The 16,422-nt window shown below is 70.6% G+C and carries 11 protein-coding genes; 6 read left to right on the forward strand and 5 right to left on the reverse strand.

Features of this window, described 5'->3' with window-relative positions; genetic code table 11:
* Positions 1-59 precede the first annotated feature (59 nt).
* The 5 genes from DEJ50_RS20600 to DEJ50_RS20620 all read left to right on the forward strand — a co-directional run bounded on the left by DEJ50_RS20600 (position 60) and on the right by DEJ50_RS20620 (position 9,134).
* Complete coding sequence (locus tag DEJ50_RS20600) at positions 60-2,129, forward strand: thioredoxin domain-containing protein (protein WP_190344589.1); 2,070 nt, start codon at positions 60-62, stop codon at positions 2,127-2,129.
* 398 nt (positions 2,130-2,527) lie between these two features.
* Positions 2,528-3,754: a glycosyltransferase gene (locus DEJ50_RS20605; protein WP_223837842.1), complete on the forward strand. Its 1,227-nt coding sequence runs from the start codon at positions 2,528-2,530 to the stop codon at positions 3,752-3,754.
* Positions 3,751-5,457: an ArnT family glycosyltransferase gene (locus tag DEJ50_RS20610; RefSeq protein WP_411757625.1), complete on the forward strand. Its 1,707-nt coding sequence runs from the start codon at positions 3,751-3,753 to the stop codon at positions 5,455-5,457. The genes DEJ50_RS20605 and DEJ50_RS20610 overlap by 4 nt, the downstream gene beginning before the upstream one ends.
* A complete protein-coding gene (locus DEJ50_RS20615; protein WP_150209434.1) occupies positions 5,454-6,635 on the forward strand; it encodes a glycosyltransferase in 1,182 nt (393 codons plus the stop codon). The genes DEJ50_RS20610 and DEJ50_RS20615 overlap by 4 nt, the downstream gene beginning before the upstream one ends.
* A gap of 129 nt (positions 6,636-6,764) precedes the next feature.
* The gene (locus DEJ50_RS20620; protein ID WP_150212251.1) at positions 6,765-9,134 is read left to right on the forward strand and encodes a galactose oxidase-like domain-containing protein; all 2,370 of its coding nucleotides are present in this window, start codon (positions 6,765-6,767) and stop codon (positions 9,132-9,134) included.
* 22 nt (positions 9,135-9,156) lie between these two features.
* Here DEJ50_RS20620 and DEJ50_RS20625 read toward each other — a convergent pair whose 3' ends face one another.
* Positions 9,157-9,864 (reverse strand): hypothetical protein, encoded by a 708-nt coding sequence (locus DEJ50_RS20625; RefSeq protein WP_150209435.1) that lies wholly within the window; start codon positions 9,862-9,864, stop codon positions 9,157-9,159.
* Positions 9,865-10,030: 166 nt separating this feature from the next.
* Complete coding sequence (gene trhA, locus DEJ50_RS20630; RefSeq protein WP_190344591.1) at positions 10,031-10,690, reverse strand: PAQR family membrane homeostasis protein TrhA; 660 nt, start codon at positions 10,688-10,690, stop codon at positions 10,031-10,033.
* Positions 10,691-10,919: 229 nt separating this feature from the next.
* Between trhA and DEJ50_RS20635 the strand changes: the two genes are divergently transcribed.
* Entirely contained in the window at positions 10,920-12,743 is a 1,824-nt protein-coding gene (locus DEJ50_RS20635; protein ID WP_150209437.1) for a phosphoenolpyruvate carboxykinase (GTP), read from the forward strand.
* Positions 12,744-12,853: 110 nt separating this feature from the next.
* Here the strand turns inward: DEJ50_RS20635 and DEJ50_RS20640 are convergent, their stop codons facing one another.
* The 3 genes from DEJ50_RS20640 to DEJ50_RS20650 all read right to left on the reverse strand — a co-directional run bounded on the left by DEJ50_RS20640 (position 12,854) and on the right by DEJ50_RS20650 (position 16,408).
* Positions 12,854-13,483 carry a hypothetical protein gene (locus DEJ50_RS20640; protein ID WP_223837843.1) on the reverse strand — a complete coding sequence of 210 codons (630 nt, stop codon included), beginning with the start codon at positions 13,481-13,483 and terminating at the stop codon, positions 12,854-12,856.
* Positions 13,470-15,053, reverse strand: a complete 1,584-nt coding sequence (locus DEJ50_RS20645; RefSeq protein WP_223837844.1) for a substrate-binding and vWA domain-containing protein — start codon at positions 15,051-15,053, stop codon at positions 13,470-13,472. Before DEJ50_RS20645 ends, DEJ50_RS20640 begins: the two co-directional genes overlap by 14 nt.
* Positions 15,054-15,205: 152 nt before the next feature.
* Positions 15,206-16,408, reverse strand: a complete 1,203-nt coding sequence (locus DEJ50_RS20650) for a toxic anion resistance protein (protein ID WP_150209438.1) — start codon at positions 16,406-16,408, stop codon at positions 15,206-15,208.
* Positions 16,409-16,422 lie beyond the last annotated feature (14 nt).

Below are 16,422 nucleotides of genomic sequence, written 5' to 3' on the forward strand. Positions count from 1 at the left end.
CTGTTTGTTGCCTCTGTGGCGTATGAGCGGGGCGGAGGTGCGTGCGTAAGGATGGGGGTATGCCGAACCGACTTGCGCAGGCCACGTCCCCCTACCTCCTCCAGCACGCGGACAACCCCGTCGACTGGTGGCCATGGGGGGCCGGCGCGTTCGAAGAAGCGCGGCGGCGCAACGTCCCTGTGTTTCTGAGTGTCGGCTACAGCGCGTGCCACTGGTGCCATGTCATGGCGCACGAGTCCTTCGAGGACGACGACGCCGCTGTGTACATGAACGACCACTTTGTGTCCGTCAAGGTCGACCGTGAAGAGCGGCCCGACGTGGACGCCGTCTATATGGAGGCGGTGCAGGCGGCCACGGGACAGGGCGGCTGGCCCATGTCCGTTTTCATGACGCCGGACGGGGAGCCGTTCTACTTCGGTACGTACTTCCCGCCGGAGCCCCGCCACGGGATGCCGTCTTTCCGGCAGGTGCTCGAAGGCATCCACAGCGCTTGGACGAGTCGGCGAGACGAGGTGGGCGAAGTCGCCGCGAAGATCACCAGGGACCTTGCCGGGCGGCAGCTGAGTATCGAGTCCGCAGGCTTGCCCACCGACGAGACTCAGGCCTTGGCTCTCCTTCAACTGACCCGGGACATCGACCCCGCGAGCGGCTGGTTCAGGGGAGACACCAAGTTCCCGCCGTCGATGGTGATCGAGTTCCTGTTGCGGCACCACGCGCGTGCCGGTTCCGTGGCGGCGCTGGAGATGGCCGAGGGGCTGTGCGGCGCGATGGCTCGTTCGAGCCTGTACGACCAGGTGGGAGGCGGGTTCCACCGGTACGTACTCACACCGCGCCCGAATGGACCTTTGGTCCCGCACTTCGAGAAGATGCTCTACGACAATGCGCTGCTCTGCCGGGCCTATGCGCACCTCTGGCGGGCCACCGGCTCCGAGCTCGCCCGCCGGGTGGCGCTGGAGACCGCCGACTTCATGGTCCGGGAGCTGCGGACCGGGCAGGGCGGGTTCGCCTCCGCCCTCGATGCCGACAGTGACGACGGTACCGGCCGGCATGTGGAGGGCGCGTACTACGTCTGGAGCACGGCGGAGCTGCGCGAGGTGCTGGGGGAGGCCGACGGGGCGCTGGCCGCCGGGTACTTCGGGGTGACCGAGGAGGGGACCTTCGAGCACGGGACGTCGGTGCTCCAGCTGCCGCAGGACGGGCCGGCGGCCGACGGGGAGCGCATCGAGGGGATCAGGGCGCGGCTGCTGGCGGCGCGGGCCGGGCGGCCGGCGCCCGGGCGGGACGACAAGGTGGTGGCGGCCTGGAACGGGCTGGCGATCGCCGCGCTCGCCGAGTGCGGGGCCTACTTCGAGCGGCCGGACCTGATCGAGCGGGCCACCGAGGCCGCGGACCTGCTGGTGCGGGTGCACTTCGACGCCACGGCGGGCCGGGCCCGGCTGTACCGGACGAGCAGGGACGGGACGGTGGGCGGCAACGCCGGGGTGCTGGAGGACTACGGCGATGTCGCCGAGGGGTTCCTCACCCTGGCGGGGGTCACCGGCGAGGGCGTCTGGCTGGAGTTCGCCGGGTTCCTGGTCGACCTGGTGCTCGACCGGTTCGTCGCCGAGGACGGCACGCTGTACGACACGGCGCACGACGCCGAGCGGTTGATCCGGCGGCCCCAGGACCCGACCGACAACGCCGCCCCGTCCGGCTGGACGGCCGCGGCGGGCGCGCTGCTGTCGTACGCGGCGCACACCGGCTCGGAGGCGCATCGCACGGCGGCCGAGCGGGCGCTCGGAGTGGTGCATGCGCTGGGTCCGCGCGTCCCGCGCTTCATCGGGCACGGGCTGGCGGTCGCGGAGGCGTTGCTGGACGGGCCGCGGGAGGTCGCGGTGGTGGGCCATCCGGAGGATCCGGCGACGGCCGCGCTGCACCGGACGGCGTTGCTGGGGACGGCTCCCGGGGCTGTGGTGGCGGTGGGTCTGCCGCAGGGTCCGGGGGCGGGAGACGGGGAGTTCCCCCTGCTGGCCGAGCGCACGCTCGTTCGCGACCTTCCGACGGCGTATGTGTGTCGACATTTCGTCTGCGCGCGGCCTACGACAGATCCGGTCGAACTTGCGGGGCAGTTGGGCGTGCTTCGTCCCTGAAAATGCCGGAGTAGCGTCAATTCCGCTTGATGACCACTGCGTTCGGAAACACGGTTTTTATCTGAAGAGCGTCTGCGTTTCACGTTCTCTGCCTAATCTCTAGTCTTCGGGAGATCCGGTCCGGGATCTCGGGATCGCGCACTGGGGGGTGCGCTGCTGGGGGGACAGCGGGGGTGGCGGCGGGCCGGGGGGCCGGCCGCCAGGCCGTCAGGCCGTCGGACCGGCTGGTCGTCAGACCGGCAGGTCCTCAGGCCGGCAGGTCGTCAGGCCGACAGGCCTTCCTCCGGGGGTTTCAGACGTCGTTGCGGCCGTGCGGCCTTGCGGGGCTGCCGCATGCCTGTGGGGGACACTTGTACACGTCTGTCTTCATTGCTGCCGTTTCGCTCGCACTCTTCTGGATGGCCGCGTTCACGCTCTGGTGGCAGATGCACGCGTGGCGCACGCCCGAGACGCTCGCCGCGACCCGTTTCGACCGGCCCGACGGCGGCGGACGGCTCGCGTTCTCACTGCTCCTGCCGGCCCGTCACGAACAGGCCGTGCTGGAGCACACCATCGACCGGCTGCTCGAATCGAGCCACGCCGACTACGAGATCATCGTGATCGTCGGCCACGATGATCCCGAGACCGCGGCCGTCGCCGAACGCGCCGCCGCCCGCGCACCCGAAAGGGTCCGGGTGGTCACCGACCACCACGAGTCGAAGAACAAGCCCAAGGCCCTGAACACCGCGCTCCCGTACTGCCGGGGCGACATCGTCGGGGTCTTCGACGCCGAGGACCAGGTCCACCCCGAGCTCCTCGCCCATGTCGACCACGCCTTCCGCACCACCGGCGCCGACGTGGTCCAGGGCGGGGTCCAGCTCATCAACTTCCACTCCAGCTGGTACAGCCTGCGCAACTGCCTGGAGTACTTCTTCTGGTTCCGCTCCCGGCTGCACCTGCACGCCCAGAAGGGGTTCATCCCGCTCGGCGGCAACACCGTCTTCGTCCGCACCGAGGTGCTGCGCGAGGCCGGCGGCTGGGACCAGAACTGCCTGGCCGAGGACTGCGACCTCGGGGTACGGCTGTCCTCCGTCGGCAAGAAGGTGGTCGTCGCCTACGACTCCGACATGGTGACCCGCGAGGAGACCCCCGGCTCCCTGGTCAGCCTGCTCAAGCAGCGCACCCGCTGGAACCAGGGCTTTCTCCAGGTCTACCGCAAGAAGGACTGGCAGCAGCTGCCCGGCCGCGGCCAGCGCTGGCTGGCCCGCTACACCCTGATGACCCCGTTCTTGCAGGCCGCCTCCGGGGTGATCATCCCGCTGAACTTCGCCATCGCGGTCTTCCTCGACGTCCCCGTCGGGATCGCCATCATCACCTTCCTGCCCATGATCACGGCGATGGTCACCTTCGTCTTCGAGATCGTCGGACTGCACGACTTCGGCCGCCAGTACGGCCTGCGCGTGCGCTTCGTGCACTACCTCAAGCTCGTCGTCGGCGGCCCGTTCTACCAGGTCATGCTGGCCGGCGCCGCGATCCGTGCGGTCTGGCGGGAGCAGCGCGGACGCAACGAGTGGGAGCTCACCAGCCATGTCGGTGCGCACCTCGCCACCGCCACGACCTCTGCCCGAGAGGACAGCCGCCAGTGACCGCCACCCTGCCCACGGCCACTGATCCCCAGTCCACCGCCGCCATCGCCGCAGCCGCCGTCGTCGTCGATCCGGTCCGCCCCGCCGATACGGCGCCGGCACCCCGGCCCCACCGGACGGTCACCGCCAGGCCGTTCGTGCGCTTCCGCTCCTCCCGCCCCGATCTGCTGCTCTGCGGTGCCCTGCTGCTGGTGATCCTGCTGGTCCAGGGCTGGAACATCACCGCCTTCCCGGCCCTGTCCGACGACGAGGGCACCTACCTCGCGCAGGCCTGGGCGGTCCAGCAGGGCGAGGGGCTGGCCCACTACACCTACTGGTACGACCATCCGCCGCTCGGCTGGATCCAGATCGCCGGCCTCACCTGGCTGCCCTCCCTCCTCGGCCCCGAGTCGATGACCGTCGCCTCGATGCGGTACGCCATGCTCGCGGTGTCGGCCGCCAGTGCCGTCCTGCTGTACGTACTGGCCCGCAGGCTGTGGCTGCCGCGCTGGGCGGCCGGCCTGGCCATGGGCCTGTTCGGGCTGTCCCCGCTCTCCGTGGTCCTCCAGCGCGAGATCTTCCTGGACAACCTCGCGGTGATGTGGATGCTGCTGGCGTTCTGCCTGGCCGCCTCGCCCAGCCGGCACCTGTGGCACCACTTCGGCTCCGGGCTGGCCGCCGCCACCGCCGTGCTCACCAAGGAGACGATGCTGGTGGTGCTGCCGGCACTGCTGGTGACCATGTGGCGGCACAGCCACCGGGACACCCGCAAGTTCGCCGTCACCGGTGCCATCACCGCCTGCACCCTGATCGGCCTGGCCTATCCGCTGTACGCGCTGCTCAACGGCGAACTGTTCCCCGGCAAGGGGCATGTCTCGCTGATCGGCGGGATCACCTACCAGATGGGCCGCGAGGGCTCCGGCTTCATCCTCGACCCCGGTTCCGGCTCGCACGGGGTCTTCCAGTCCTGGCTGTACTACGACACCGTGCTGCCGCTCGGCGGGCTGGCCGGCGCGGTGCTCCTGCTGGTCACTTACCGCTGGTCGGTCACGGCCCGCGCGCTGGCCGGTCCGGCCCTGGCCGTGGTGATCCTGGGCCTGGTCGCGATGCGCCCCTCCGGCTACCTGCCCGCCATGTACGTGATCCAGGCCCTGCCCTTCCTGGCCCTGGTCCTCGCCGGGGGCGCGGCCAGCGTCGCCCACGCCGTGCTGCGCCGGGGCACCAACCGGGTCCCGGTGTACGCCCGTTGGGCGCTGGCCGCGGTCCTGGCCACGGCCGCCGCCGGGTACCTCGTACCGCGCTGGTACGAGGGCAACCGCACCGCGCTCACCGTGGACGCCAACGGCCCCTACCGGCAGGCCGCCGCCTGGCTCGGCACCGAGGTGGCGGACCCGCGCGGCACCCGGGTGCTGCTCGACGACGCGCTGTGGCTGGACGCCGTCCACGCCGGGTTCGAGCCGGGCAACGGCGCCATCTGGTTCTACAAGGCCGACCTCGACCCGGCCGTCACCCAGACCCTGCCGCGGGGCTGGCGGGACGTGGACTATGTCGTGTCCTCGCCGACCGTGCGCCGCGACGCCCGCAACCTGCCCACCGTGAAGGCCGCCCTGGAGCATTCCGCCCCGGTCGCCGTCTTCGGCACCGGCGAGGACCGCATCGAGATCCGCCGGACCACCCCCGATCCCAAGACCGAGACCGAGACCGAGAGCGGGGGCCGGCGATGAGCGAAGACCTGTGGACCCGCGCGCTGGGGGATCCGGCGGTCGAATCCGCCGAAGTCCCCGCGCCCGGCAGCGTCACCCTGATCATCCCGACCTTCAACGAGTCCGGGAACGTCCGCGAACTGCTCCGCCGGCTGGGCGAGTCCCTCCCGGCCCATCTGGCGGTCGAGGTCCTGTTCGTCGACGACTCCACCGACGACACCCCCGAGGTGATCGAGAAGGCGGCCCGGGACTGCGCCTTCCCGGTCGACGTCCTGCACCGCGAACAGGCCGTCGGCGGGCTCGGCGGCGCCGTGGTCGAAGGGGTGAAACGGGCGGCCGGCGACTGGATCGTGGTGATGGACGCCGATCTCCAGCATCCGCCGCACCTGGTGCCCGAACTCGTCGGCGAGGGCGAGCGCACCGGCGCCCAGCTCGTCGTCGCCTCCCGCTACATCAGCGGCGGCAGCCGGGCCGGCCTCGCCGGGAACTACCGGATCGCCGTCTCCCGGGGCGCGACCTGGCTCACCAAGGGCCTGTTCCCACGGGCCCTGCGCGGCATCAGCGACCCGATGAGCGGATTCTTCGCGATGCGCCGCCAGGTGGTCACCGCCGAGGTCCTCACACCCCTCGGCTACAAGATCCTGCTGGAGCTGGCGGTCCGCTGCCGCCCGGCGAAGGTCGCCGAGGTGCCGTTCGTCTTCCAGGAGCGGTTCGCGGGGGAGTCCAAGTCCACCGCCAAGGAGGGCCTGCGCTTCCTGGCCCACCTGGCCTCCCTGCGGACGGCCACCCGGCTGTCCCGGATGGCCGGCTTCGGCCTGATCGGGCTGTCCGGGTTCGTACCGAACCTGTTCGCGCTGTGGCTGCTCACCGGGGCGGGCGTGCACTACCTGCCGGCCGAGATCGTCGCCAACCAGGCCGGGGTGCTGTGGAACTTCGTTCTGATCGAGACGCTGCTCTTCCGCGACCGGCGCCGGCACCGCCACTGGGCCGACCGGATCGGCCGGTTCGCCCTCCTCGCCAACGCCGACCTGCTGCTGCGGATACCGCTGATCGCCCTGTTCGTCACCCGGTTCGGCCTCTCGGTGCTGCCGGCCACCGCCCTCGCACTGGTCACCACCTTCATGGTGCGGTTCGCGGCCACCGAAGCCCTCGTCTATCTGCCGCGCACGGGCGCCAAGCACCGCCGCGCGGCCCGCTGACCTGACCCATCAGAGCCGTAGAGCCGTACGGAACACCCGCAGGAACCGAGGGAGGACGTACCCATGCGCACCCCGAACCGACGGGCGCGGCGAGGACGGCGCCGCGCCGCCCTGCTCGCCGTCGGGGCGATGGCCGGGGGCCTGCTGCTGACCGCACCGCAGCAGGCCACGGCCGGTCCGCCCAATCTGCTCACCAACCCCGGCTTCGAGACCGCCGGCCCCGCCGGCTCCGACATGCCCTCCTGCTGGTCGAAGTCCGGCTGGGGCAACAACGACTTCACCTTCAGCACCGTCGCCGACGCCCACTCCGGCACCAAGGCGATGCGGGTGGCGCTGACCCGACGGGTGGACGGCGACCGGAAGGCACTGGTCACCGAGAACACGGCCTGTGCGCCGGCGGTCGTCCCGGGCAGGCAGTACGACCTGTCGACCTGGTACAAGTCCACCACCCCGGACGTGTCGGTGACCGTCTTCCGGCGGGATGCCGGCACCGGGGCCTGGCACTACTGGACCGATCTGCAGAATCCGCCGGTGAGTGCCGGGTGGTCGCGTGCCGAGGTCCGGACCCCGGTGGTGCCGCCCAACACCGACAAGATCGCGTGGGGGCTGTCGGTGTACGGGGTGGGCACGCTCACCACCGACGACTACACGATGGAGGAGGTCGGGGTCACCGCGCCCCCGCCCGCCTGCACCGGGACCGCGGAGGAGTGCGCGAAGGGCAAGTGGGAGGTGATTCCGGCCAAGAACCCGACCCGGTCCATGCACGCCGTCGTGCTGAAGAACGGCAAGGTGCTGCTGATCGCCGGCTCCGGGAACGACATCGCGCAGTTCAACGCGGGCACCTTCACCTCAGCCGTGTACGACCCGGCGAACGGCTCGTTCAAGTCCATCCCCACCCCGGTGGACATGTTCTGCGCCGGCCATGTGCAGCTGTCCGACGGCCGGGTGCTGGTGATGAGCGGCAACAAGGGCTATCCGTCGGCCGACGGCACGATCGGCTACCAGGGCCTGAAGGACAGTTACGTCTTCGACCCGGTAACCGAGAAGTACACCAGGACCAACGACATGAACGGCGGGCACTGGTACCCGTCGGCGACGATCCTCGGCAACGGTGACGTGATCTCCTTCGGCGGTCTGAAGGAGGACTCCACGGGCAATGTGACGGCGGAGAAGTTCTCGGCGGCGCAGCACAAATGGCTGCCGATGGGCGAGGTCAACCAGACCTGGTCGTACTGGGGCCTGTACCCGTCGATGATCCTGATGCAGGACGGGCGGCTGTTCTACTCGGGCAGCCACACCTTCGGCAACGGCACCCCGGGCACCGGCGCCTCGGTCTACGACTACGACGCGAACACCATCACCGACGTGCCGGGCCTGCGGAACAAGGACCAGCGCGACGAATCGGCGAGCGTGCTGCTGCCCCCGGCCCAGGACCAGCGGGTGCTGACCATCGGCGGCGGCAACAACGAGACCAACCCGGCGGCGAACCGGCTCACCGACATCATCGACCTCAAGCAGCCGAGCCCCGCCTACACGGCCGGCCCGGACCTGCCGCAGGGCCTGGTCGACCAGGGCGCGGGCAAGCGTCCGCAGACCGGGGCCGAGGGGAAGATGTACGTCTCGGCGGTGCTGCTGCCGGACGGCAAGGTGCTGGAGACCGGCGGCGCACTGCACGACCGGGCCGACCCGGTGTTCGAGGCCTCGTTCTTCGACCCGGCCACCAACACGTACCAGCCGGGCCTGGCCACCGACCCGGTGCCGCGGACGTACCACTCGGCGTCCTTCCTGATGCCCGACGGCCGGGTGATGTCGGTCGGCGACAACCCGGGCAACGGCACGTACAACCACAACGTGTCGGTCTACACCCCGCCCTATCTGTTCAAGGGCCCCCGGCCGCAGATCACCTCGGTGATCGACACGCAGTGGGTGTACGGGGACACGCAGCGGATCACCGTCAACCGGCCCATCGCCAAGGCGGAGCTGATCCGGCCGGCCGCCGTCACCCACTCCTCGGACCCGAACCAGCGGTTTGTGGACCTGCCGCTGACGGTGGTCAACGACACGACGGTGGACCTGAACGTGACCAGCAACCCGAACCTGGCACCGCCCGGCTGGTACATGCTGTTCGCGGTGGATGCCAATGGCGTGCCCTCGATCGCGCAGTGGGTGCACGTGGGCGGGGCGCCGGCGCTGGCGGCCTTCTCGGGCGAGCGGCAGCCGGCGGCGCACGAGCACGGCTTCGCGGACCGGCTGGGCCCGGCGAAGAAGAACCCGGCGAAGCGGGACTCGGTCCCGGTCAGCCCGAGGATCGCGGGCTGCGACCGGCACTACGGCACGGCCACGGTGTGCGTGCCGACGGTCTTCCCGGCGGAGGTGAAGAGCACGTCGAAGGCGCGGTGCGACTGGCTGGCCGCGCACAAGTATCCGAAGCGGATGAAGGTCAACGGCAGCGACCCGCTGCGGCTCGATCCGGACTGCAACGGGTTCGCCTGTGATTAGCCCCGCCTGGTGATCCCTGCCGTCAGGCGATGCAGGTCAGGTTGAAGTTGGACTGGTTCGATGTCTCGCTTTCGCCCTCGATCACGACCTGCGCGAATCCGATCAGCTTGTCACCGGGGGCCGCTCCGGGGTCGGGGGTGTAGGTGAAGATGGGGATCGACTTGGTGCCGGCCGTCGGGAAGTTGAGGGTCAGCACACCGGACTTGGCTCCGTCGCTGCGGACCCAGCGGTACTTCACGTCGCCGGCGGTCGAGGTCGTGATCTCGCCGCTGGCGTTCATCTTGAAGCCGGGGCACTTCACGTTGCCGGACCGGATGGCGACCACCGCGTTGACGTCCGAGACGTTCGCCCTCTTCCCCTGGGCCTGGCCGGGCCCCGGCACCGAGCTGCACCTGACGTTGGCCGCGTTCCGCCGGTCCTCCCGGACCCGGTAGTTACCGTGCTTGACGTCCTCGTCGGTGAATCTGCCGTTGGACGCGACCCGGACGGTCTCGGACCCCCTGGGTCCGGAGATCACCACTTTGCTGCTGCGGGGCCAGCCGGACAGTTTCAGGTCGAAGGTCTGCCGGTTGTTCGCAGCGAGGTCGCCCTTGACCAGCGCACAGGTTCCGGTGGGGGCCGCGGCCACGGCCGTGGCCTCCCCGGTGGCGGCTGCCGCCGCGACCGGACCGAGGGCGAGCGCCGAGGCGGTGAGGGATGCGAGCAGTGCGATGCGGTGATGCCTGTTCATGTGTCTTCCTTCGGTGTCTGCGGAGACCGGAAGGGTGACGAAGAGTCAGGGCCACGGTCACGGCCCTGGTGGACCGCCGGGCGACTCCCTCGATTCCGACGATACGCCGGTGCCCCGGACCCCGCTCGCGGGGGCCGGGGCACCGTGCGTCCAGGCGTCCGGATGTTCAGGCGTGGCTGTACGCCGCCAGCGAGATCCCCACGTAGTGGGTGACGAAGGCGACCAGGGTCAGGGAGTGGAAGACCTCGTGGAACCCGAAGAAGCGGGGGGAGGGGTCGGGCCGCTTCATTCCGTAGATGACCCCGCCCGCGCTGTAGAGCAGCCCGCCGACGATCACCAGCACCAGCACGGCGATGCCGCCGGTCCGCATGAAGTCGGGCAGGAAGAACACCGCGGCCCAGCCCATGGCGATGTAGCAGGGGGTGTAGAGCCAGCGCGGGGCGCCGACCCAGAAGACCCGGAAGGCGATCCCGGCCGCGGCGGCCAGCCAGACCGCCCAGAGCAGGGTGCGCCCGGTGGAGGGCGGCAGCAGCAGCACGGTCAGCGGCGTGTAGGTGCCGGCGATTATGAGGAAGATGTTGGCGTGGTCGAGCCGTCGCAGGATGGCTTCGCCGCGCGGACCCCAGGTGCCCCGGTGGTAGAGGGCGCTCACCCCGAACAGCAGGCATGCGGTGAGGGCGTACACCCCGCACGCGATCCGCGCACCGGTCGAGTCGGTGAACGCCATCAACACCAGTCCGGCGACGACCACGGCGGGAAACATCCCGGCGTGCAGCCAGCCGCGCATCATCGGCTTGGCGAGGGCTTCTGCAGTCATGCCGCACATGCTACCTACGGGTCCGTAGGTTTCCGGCAGCCCGTATATCGCGTCGATCTTGTGCTTTACCGAAGATTGAATCGAGTGGCGATGCTCACGTGAGAGGCCCCCTGGACATATGCGCACATCCACCGGATGATCAGATGAGTGCGGTCGGCACCGGATGAGCGGAGCGCGAAGCGTCCGGGTCGCAGCCCCCACGGGGCATACCCAAAAAACCCCTCGACAAGGAGCAATCGTGGCGCGCGACAACGCGGCTCCCACCACCGTCCCGACGAAGCACCAGGAACTGATCACCTGGGTGACCGAGATCGCAGCGATCACCCAGCCCGACCGGATCGTCTGGTGCGACGGTTCCGAGGCCGAGTACGAGCGCCTGTGCGGGGAGCTCGTCGCGAAGGGCACCTTCAGGAAGCTCGACCCGGTCAAGCGCCCGAACTCGTACTACGCCGCCTCCGACCCCTCCGACGTCGCGCGCGTCGAGGACCGGACCTTCATCTGCTCCGAGAAGGAAGAGGACGCGGGCCCGACCAACCACTGGAAGGCCCCGGCGGAGATGAAGGACATCTTCACGGGTGAGCAGGGCATCTTCCGCGGTTCCATGAAGGGCCGGACGATGTACGTCGTCCCGTTCTGCATGGGCCCCCTCGGCTCCGACCTCTCCGCGATCGGCGTCGAGATCACCGACTCCGCCTACGTCGCGGTCGCCATGCGCACCATGACCCGCATGGGACAGGCCGTCCTCGACGAGCTCGGCACCGACGGCTTCTTCGTCAAGGCCGTCCACACCCTCGGCGCTCCGCTCGCCGAGGGCGAGGCCGACGTCCCGTGGCCGTGCAACACCACCAAGTACATCTCGCACTTCCCGGAGACCCGCGAGATCTGGTCCTTCGGCTCCGGCTACGGCGGCAACGCCCTGCTCGGCAAGAAGTGCTACGCGCTCCGCATCGCCTCGGTCATGGCCCGCGACGAGGGCTGGCTCGCCGAGCACATGCTGATCCTCAAGCTCACCCCGCCGCAGGGTGAGCCCCGCTATGTCGCCGCCGCGTTCCCGTCCGCCTGTGGCAAGACCAACCTCGCCATGCTGGAGCCCACGATCCCCGGCTGGACGGTCGAGACCATCGGCGACGACATCGCCTGGATGCGCTTCGGCGAGGACGGCCGCCTCTACGCGATCAACCCCGAGGCCGGCTTCTTCGGCGTCGCCCCCGGCACCGGCGAGCACACCAACGCCAACGCCATGAAGACGATGTACGCCAACACCGTCTTCACCAACGTCGCGCTCACCGACGACGGCGACGTGTGGTGGGAGGGCATGACCGAGGAGGCGCCCGCCCACCTCATCGACTGGAAGGGCAACGACTGGACCCCGGAGTCCTCGACCCCGGCGGCCCACCCCAACGCCCGCTTCGCCGTCCCGGCCTCGCAGTGCCCGACGATCGCCCCCGAGTGGGAGGACCCCAAGGGCGTCCCGATCTCCGCGATCCTCTTCGGTGGCCGCCGCGCCTCCGCCGTCCCGCTGGTCACCGAGTCCTTCGACTGGAACCACGGCGTCTTCATCGGCTCGAACATCGCCTCCGAGAAGACCGCCGCCGCCGAGGGCAAGGTCGGCGAGCTGCGCCGCGACCCCTTCGCCATGCTGCCGTTCTGCGGCTACAACATGGGCGACTACATGGCGCACTGGGTCAAGGTCGCCGCCGACAAGGACCAGGCCAAGCTCCCGAAGATCTACTACGTGAACTGGTTCCGCAAGAACGACGCGGGCAAGTTCGTGTGGCCGGGCTTCGGCGAGAACAGCCGCGTCCTGAAGTGGATCGTCGGCCGCCTCGACGGCACCGCCGAGGGCGTCGAGACCCCCATCGGCATCCTGCCCTCCAAGGAGTCCCTGGACCTCGAAGGCCTGGACCTCCCGGCCGAGGACCTCGACTTCCTCCTCACCGTCGACAAGGAGGTCTGGCGTGAGGAGGCCGCCCTGGTCCCCGAGCACCTGAACACCTACGGCGACCACACTCCGAAGGAGCTGTGGGACCAGTACCACGCGCTGGTGGAGCGGCTCGGCTGACCGAGCCGCGCCGAAGCGGCGCGCATTGAACGTGGGAGCCCCCGACCAAGCGGCGTCCCACCGCTGTGGGAGCCCCCGACCAAGCGGCGCCCACCGCAGCACCCGGCCCGTCAGGAGCGTCCTCGTTCCTCCAGATAGGTCGTGTGCGTCTGCTGACGGCGGGTCTCCACCTCGTGGAGGCCCGCCGTCAGGCGTTCCGCCTCGTCGAACAGCGCCGACAGCTGCCGCTCCAGATGCCGCTCCGGCGGCACCGTCCCGGGCTGCAGCCGGTTCCACCAGCGGGCCCGGTTGTACGTGTCCACCGACTCCGGCACATCGGTGCGCACCGCCCGCGACAGCACATGCACCGACTCCGGATCGGCCGCCAGGACATCGGCCACCCAGCCCGGATCGAGCAGCCGCTCGTACAGCTCCAGCAGCTCGGTCAGCTTCCCGCCGGCCGCCGGCGGCAGCTCCACCTCCGCCAGGTACTCCCGCAGCCGCAGGAAGTCCTCCCGCAGCACGCCCAGCTGCTCGCTCGGATCGAACTCCGGCGGCGTGACCCGCTCCGGCGGGGCGATCAGCGCGCCCGCCGCGTACAGCCCGGCGACCACCAGCGGCCACAGGCCGCCCGCCACCCCGGTGAGGGCCAGACCCACCCCCACCACCCCGCCGGCACTGCCCGCCAGGTTCTTCTTCGACTCCAGGTACCCCAGGGACAGGGCTGTGATGCTTCCGCTTCTGCGTCTACTGGTAGCCACGGATCTCCTCGAAGGCCCCGTCCAGGGAGCCCTTCCCGTCGGTGGCGTCGAAGAGACGCCCACCGGTCAGCTCGGTGATGTGCGACAGCTCCTTGCGGTCCGAGTCCCCGAACAGCACCGCGAACACCGGGGTCGTCCGCTGCGCCTCGGGCAGCTTGGCGTAGAACGAGTCGAAGTGCCCGGCGTCCACCCCCTCGGTGTTCTTGCCGTCCGTCATCAGCACGATCGAGGTGAACGCGTCGGCGGAACCCTTCCCCAGGTGCTGGTACGCCGCCTCCAGGCTGCTGTAGACAGCCGTACCCCCCTGCGGGGTCAGGGAGTCCACATCCGCGCGGACGGCACCCAGGGCGGCCTCGGGATTGCCCGGCTCCACCACATGGGTCCGTACCTTCTTCACCCCGGACCCGAACGGCAGCAGGGTCACCTCCTCCCGGTCCCGGAACCGCTGCCCCGGACCCGAACTCCCGCTCCCGGTCAGATCGGTGAGCGCCTTCTTCAGCTTCCCGATCCGGTCCCCCTCGGCCATCGACCCGGAGGTGTCCAGTACGTACACCGTGCGGGTCGGGCGGCGCAGCTCGTTCTCGTACGAGGACAGCAGCCCGTCGGCGACGGCCGGCGTGCCCGGGAACGGCAGCTCGCGGCGCGGCTCCCCGGCCAGACCCGGCGCGGGCACGACCCCGGGGGTGACCGGACGCCGGAAGGTCCGGTCCGTGATGGCCTGCTGGGCCGCCGTACCGCGCAGGTACTCGGTGAGCACCCGCCCGGACTCGCGGGCCCCGGCCGGGGCCGAGGTGAGCAGGGTCAGCGGATAGTCGGCGGTGACCACCCCGTCCCGCGGCCGGACCACGGTCAGACCGGTCCCGCTGTCCCGGTTCATCGACAGCAGCACGGACTCGTAGTTGACCAGCGCGTCCACGTCCTTCCGCCCCAGATAGGCGGCGGCCAGCCAGCCGGAGGAACCGGAGGTCAGCTTCTGCCCGGCGAAGAACTCCTTCAGCTGCGGGGTCACCCGCTTCACGTCCTCGCCGGTGAGCGCGCCCTGCGCACCGGACAGGCCGGAGGCGACCGAGACCAGGGCGGAGAAACCGGAGTTGGACCGCACCGGGTCCGTCATCCCGTACGTGAGCTTGCCGGCGCCGACGGCCTGGTGCACGGCGGACCAGGTGACCTCCTCCGGCTTCCAGCCGAGCCGCGCCAGCGCCTCCGGCTTCAGGCCGAGCGCGACCGGGGACGACATCAGCGGGGTTTCGGAGCTGAGCTTCCCGGCGGCCCCGGGCCGCAGCCGCAGGTAGTCGTTGGAGGACAGCCAGATGGCGTCGTACTTCCCGTCGGCCGCCCCGGACGCCACCTGTTCGACGGCGTCCAGCGTCCCCGTCCAGGTCGGCTCCACCCGGACCCCGGTCGCCGCCCGCGCCTGCTCCAGCAGCGGCTCCATGTCGCCGAGCTCACTGGACGCCAGGACGCGCAGCGTGCCGTCCTTGTACGCGGTGCTGCTCGGCTTCTGCGAGGGCCTGCCCGGCTCGTCGGAGCCGGAGGTGCACCCGGCGGTGGCGGTGAGTACGAGCGCCACCGCCCCGATGGCCACCCGCCCGCGTCGGACCACCCGGGGCGCAGCCCCGAAGGGGGTCCGGGGCGCAGCCCCGGTTTCGGGATGGGGGTCCCCCCAGCGAAGCGAGGGGGAGGGCGGGGTGGGGAAACATGCCCCGCGCAGCGGCCACGGCCTCACTGCACACCCCCCTCGAGCGCGCCCGCGGTCCGGGTCCGTGCGAGGTACGCGGAAGCCGCCTGGAGCTCGCCCGTCAGCGACTCCACCGTCGCCGCCATGTTCTCCGTCGCCTGCACTTTGAACGTGTCGATCGTGTCCAGGGTCCGGTAGATCTGCGCGAACGCCGACCGCAGGGTCTCCGCCCCCACCGCCGGATCGGCCGCGATCCGCTGGATCTCCCCGCTCTGCGTGCTCAGCATCTCCGCATTGCCGCGGATCAGCTCCTCGGTCGTATTCCGCAGCGTGTTGACCTGCTCGACCACCTTGCGCTGGTTGTCCAGGGCCGAGGCGAGCATCACCGCGATCCGCAGGGCGGACACGGTCGTGGTCGCCGCCCGGTCCACGCCCTTGATCAGCTCGTCGTTGTTCCGCCGGACCACGTCCATCGCCAGGTACCCCTGGGCGCAGACGGCCAGCTGGGTCAGCAGGTCCTGGTGCTTCTGCCGGACCGGGAACAGCACGTCCGCCCGCATGGCGTCGGCCTGCGCCGGGTCCGTCCCCGCCACCTCCGCCACCCGCTGCTCGACCGCCGAGTCCAGGGCCTCGGTGAGCACGGCGTACTCCTGGAGCTTGCCCATGGTTTCCCAGAGCCGGGCCCGCTCGGTGTGCAGGGCCGCGTTGTCGCGGCGCAGCTCGTCCTGGCCGCTGCGCAGCGCGCCGACGATCCTGTTGAGGGTGGCCTGCGAGGAGGCGTACTTGGCCACGTGGTCACGGAACCGGTTGCCCCCGGGCAGCCGGGCGAGGAGTTTGCGGGCGCCCTTGGCGGGGGTGTCGCGGGGGTCGAGGTCCTCGACGGTGCGGCGCAGCTCGACCAGCGAGCCGGCGACCCGGCCCTGCGCGTCGCCGCCGTCGGTGGACAGGGAGCGCACCGCCCGGTCCAGCATCCGGTTCGACTGCTGGGCGGCGCTGCGGATGTCGGCGGCGCCGAGGCCGGCTATCTCCCCGATCCGGGTGGCGAACTCGGGGGAGCGGGCATCGAGTCCGGCGAGCGTGCCGACGTACTCCCCGGCCCGCCGGGCCATCTCCTCGTGGACCCCGTCCTGGAGCGGGACCAGGCCGGAGGCCTGCTCCCGGCGGACCGGGGCGACGGGTTCGGGGGCGGTGAGGACGAGCGGTGCGGTGGCGGTGACGGCCGGGTCCTCGGGTGGTGTCAGTGTCATCTGCGTACTCGTCC

Source organism: Streptomyces venezuelae, from assembly GCF_008642295.1.
Classification (GTDB): domain Bacteria; phylum Actinomycetota; class Actinomycetes; order Streptomycetales; family Streptomycetaceae; genus Streptomyces; species Streptomyces venezuelae_C.

Excerpts from the sequence above, each read along its gene's own strand:
- DEJ50_RS20600 (WP_190344589.1), top strand. The coding sequence starts at position 60 with ATGCCGAACCGACTTGCGCAGGCCACGTCCCCCTACCTCCTCCAGCAC.
- DEJ50_RS20605 (WP_223837842.1), top strand. The coding sequence starts at position 2,528 with ATGGCCGCGTTCACGCTCTGGTGGCAGATGCACGCGTGGCGCACGCCC.
- DEJ50_RS20615 (WP_150209434.1), top strand. The coding sequence starts at position 5,454 with ATGAGCGAAGACCTGTGGACCCGCGCGCTGGGGGATCCGGCGGTCGAA.
- DEJ50_RS20620 (WP_150212251.1), top strand. The coding sequence starts at position 6,765 with ATGGCCGGGGGCCTGCTGCTGACCGCACCGCAGCAGGCCACGGCCGGT.
- DEJ50_RS20625 (WP_150209435.1), bottom strand. The coding sequence starts at position 9,864 with ATGAACAGGCATCACCGCATCGCACTGCTCGCATCCCTCACCGCCTCG.
- trhA (WP_190344591.1), bottom strand. The coding sequence starts at position 10,690 with ATGTGCGGCATGACTGCAGAAGCCCTCGCCAAGCCGATGATGCGCGGC.
- DEJ50_RS20650 (WP_150209438.1), bottom strand. The coding sequence starts at position 16,408 with ATGACACTGACACCACCCGAGGACCCGGCCGTCACCGCCACCGCACCG.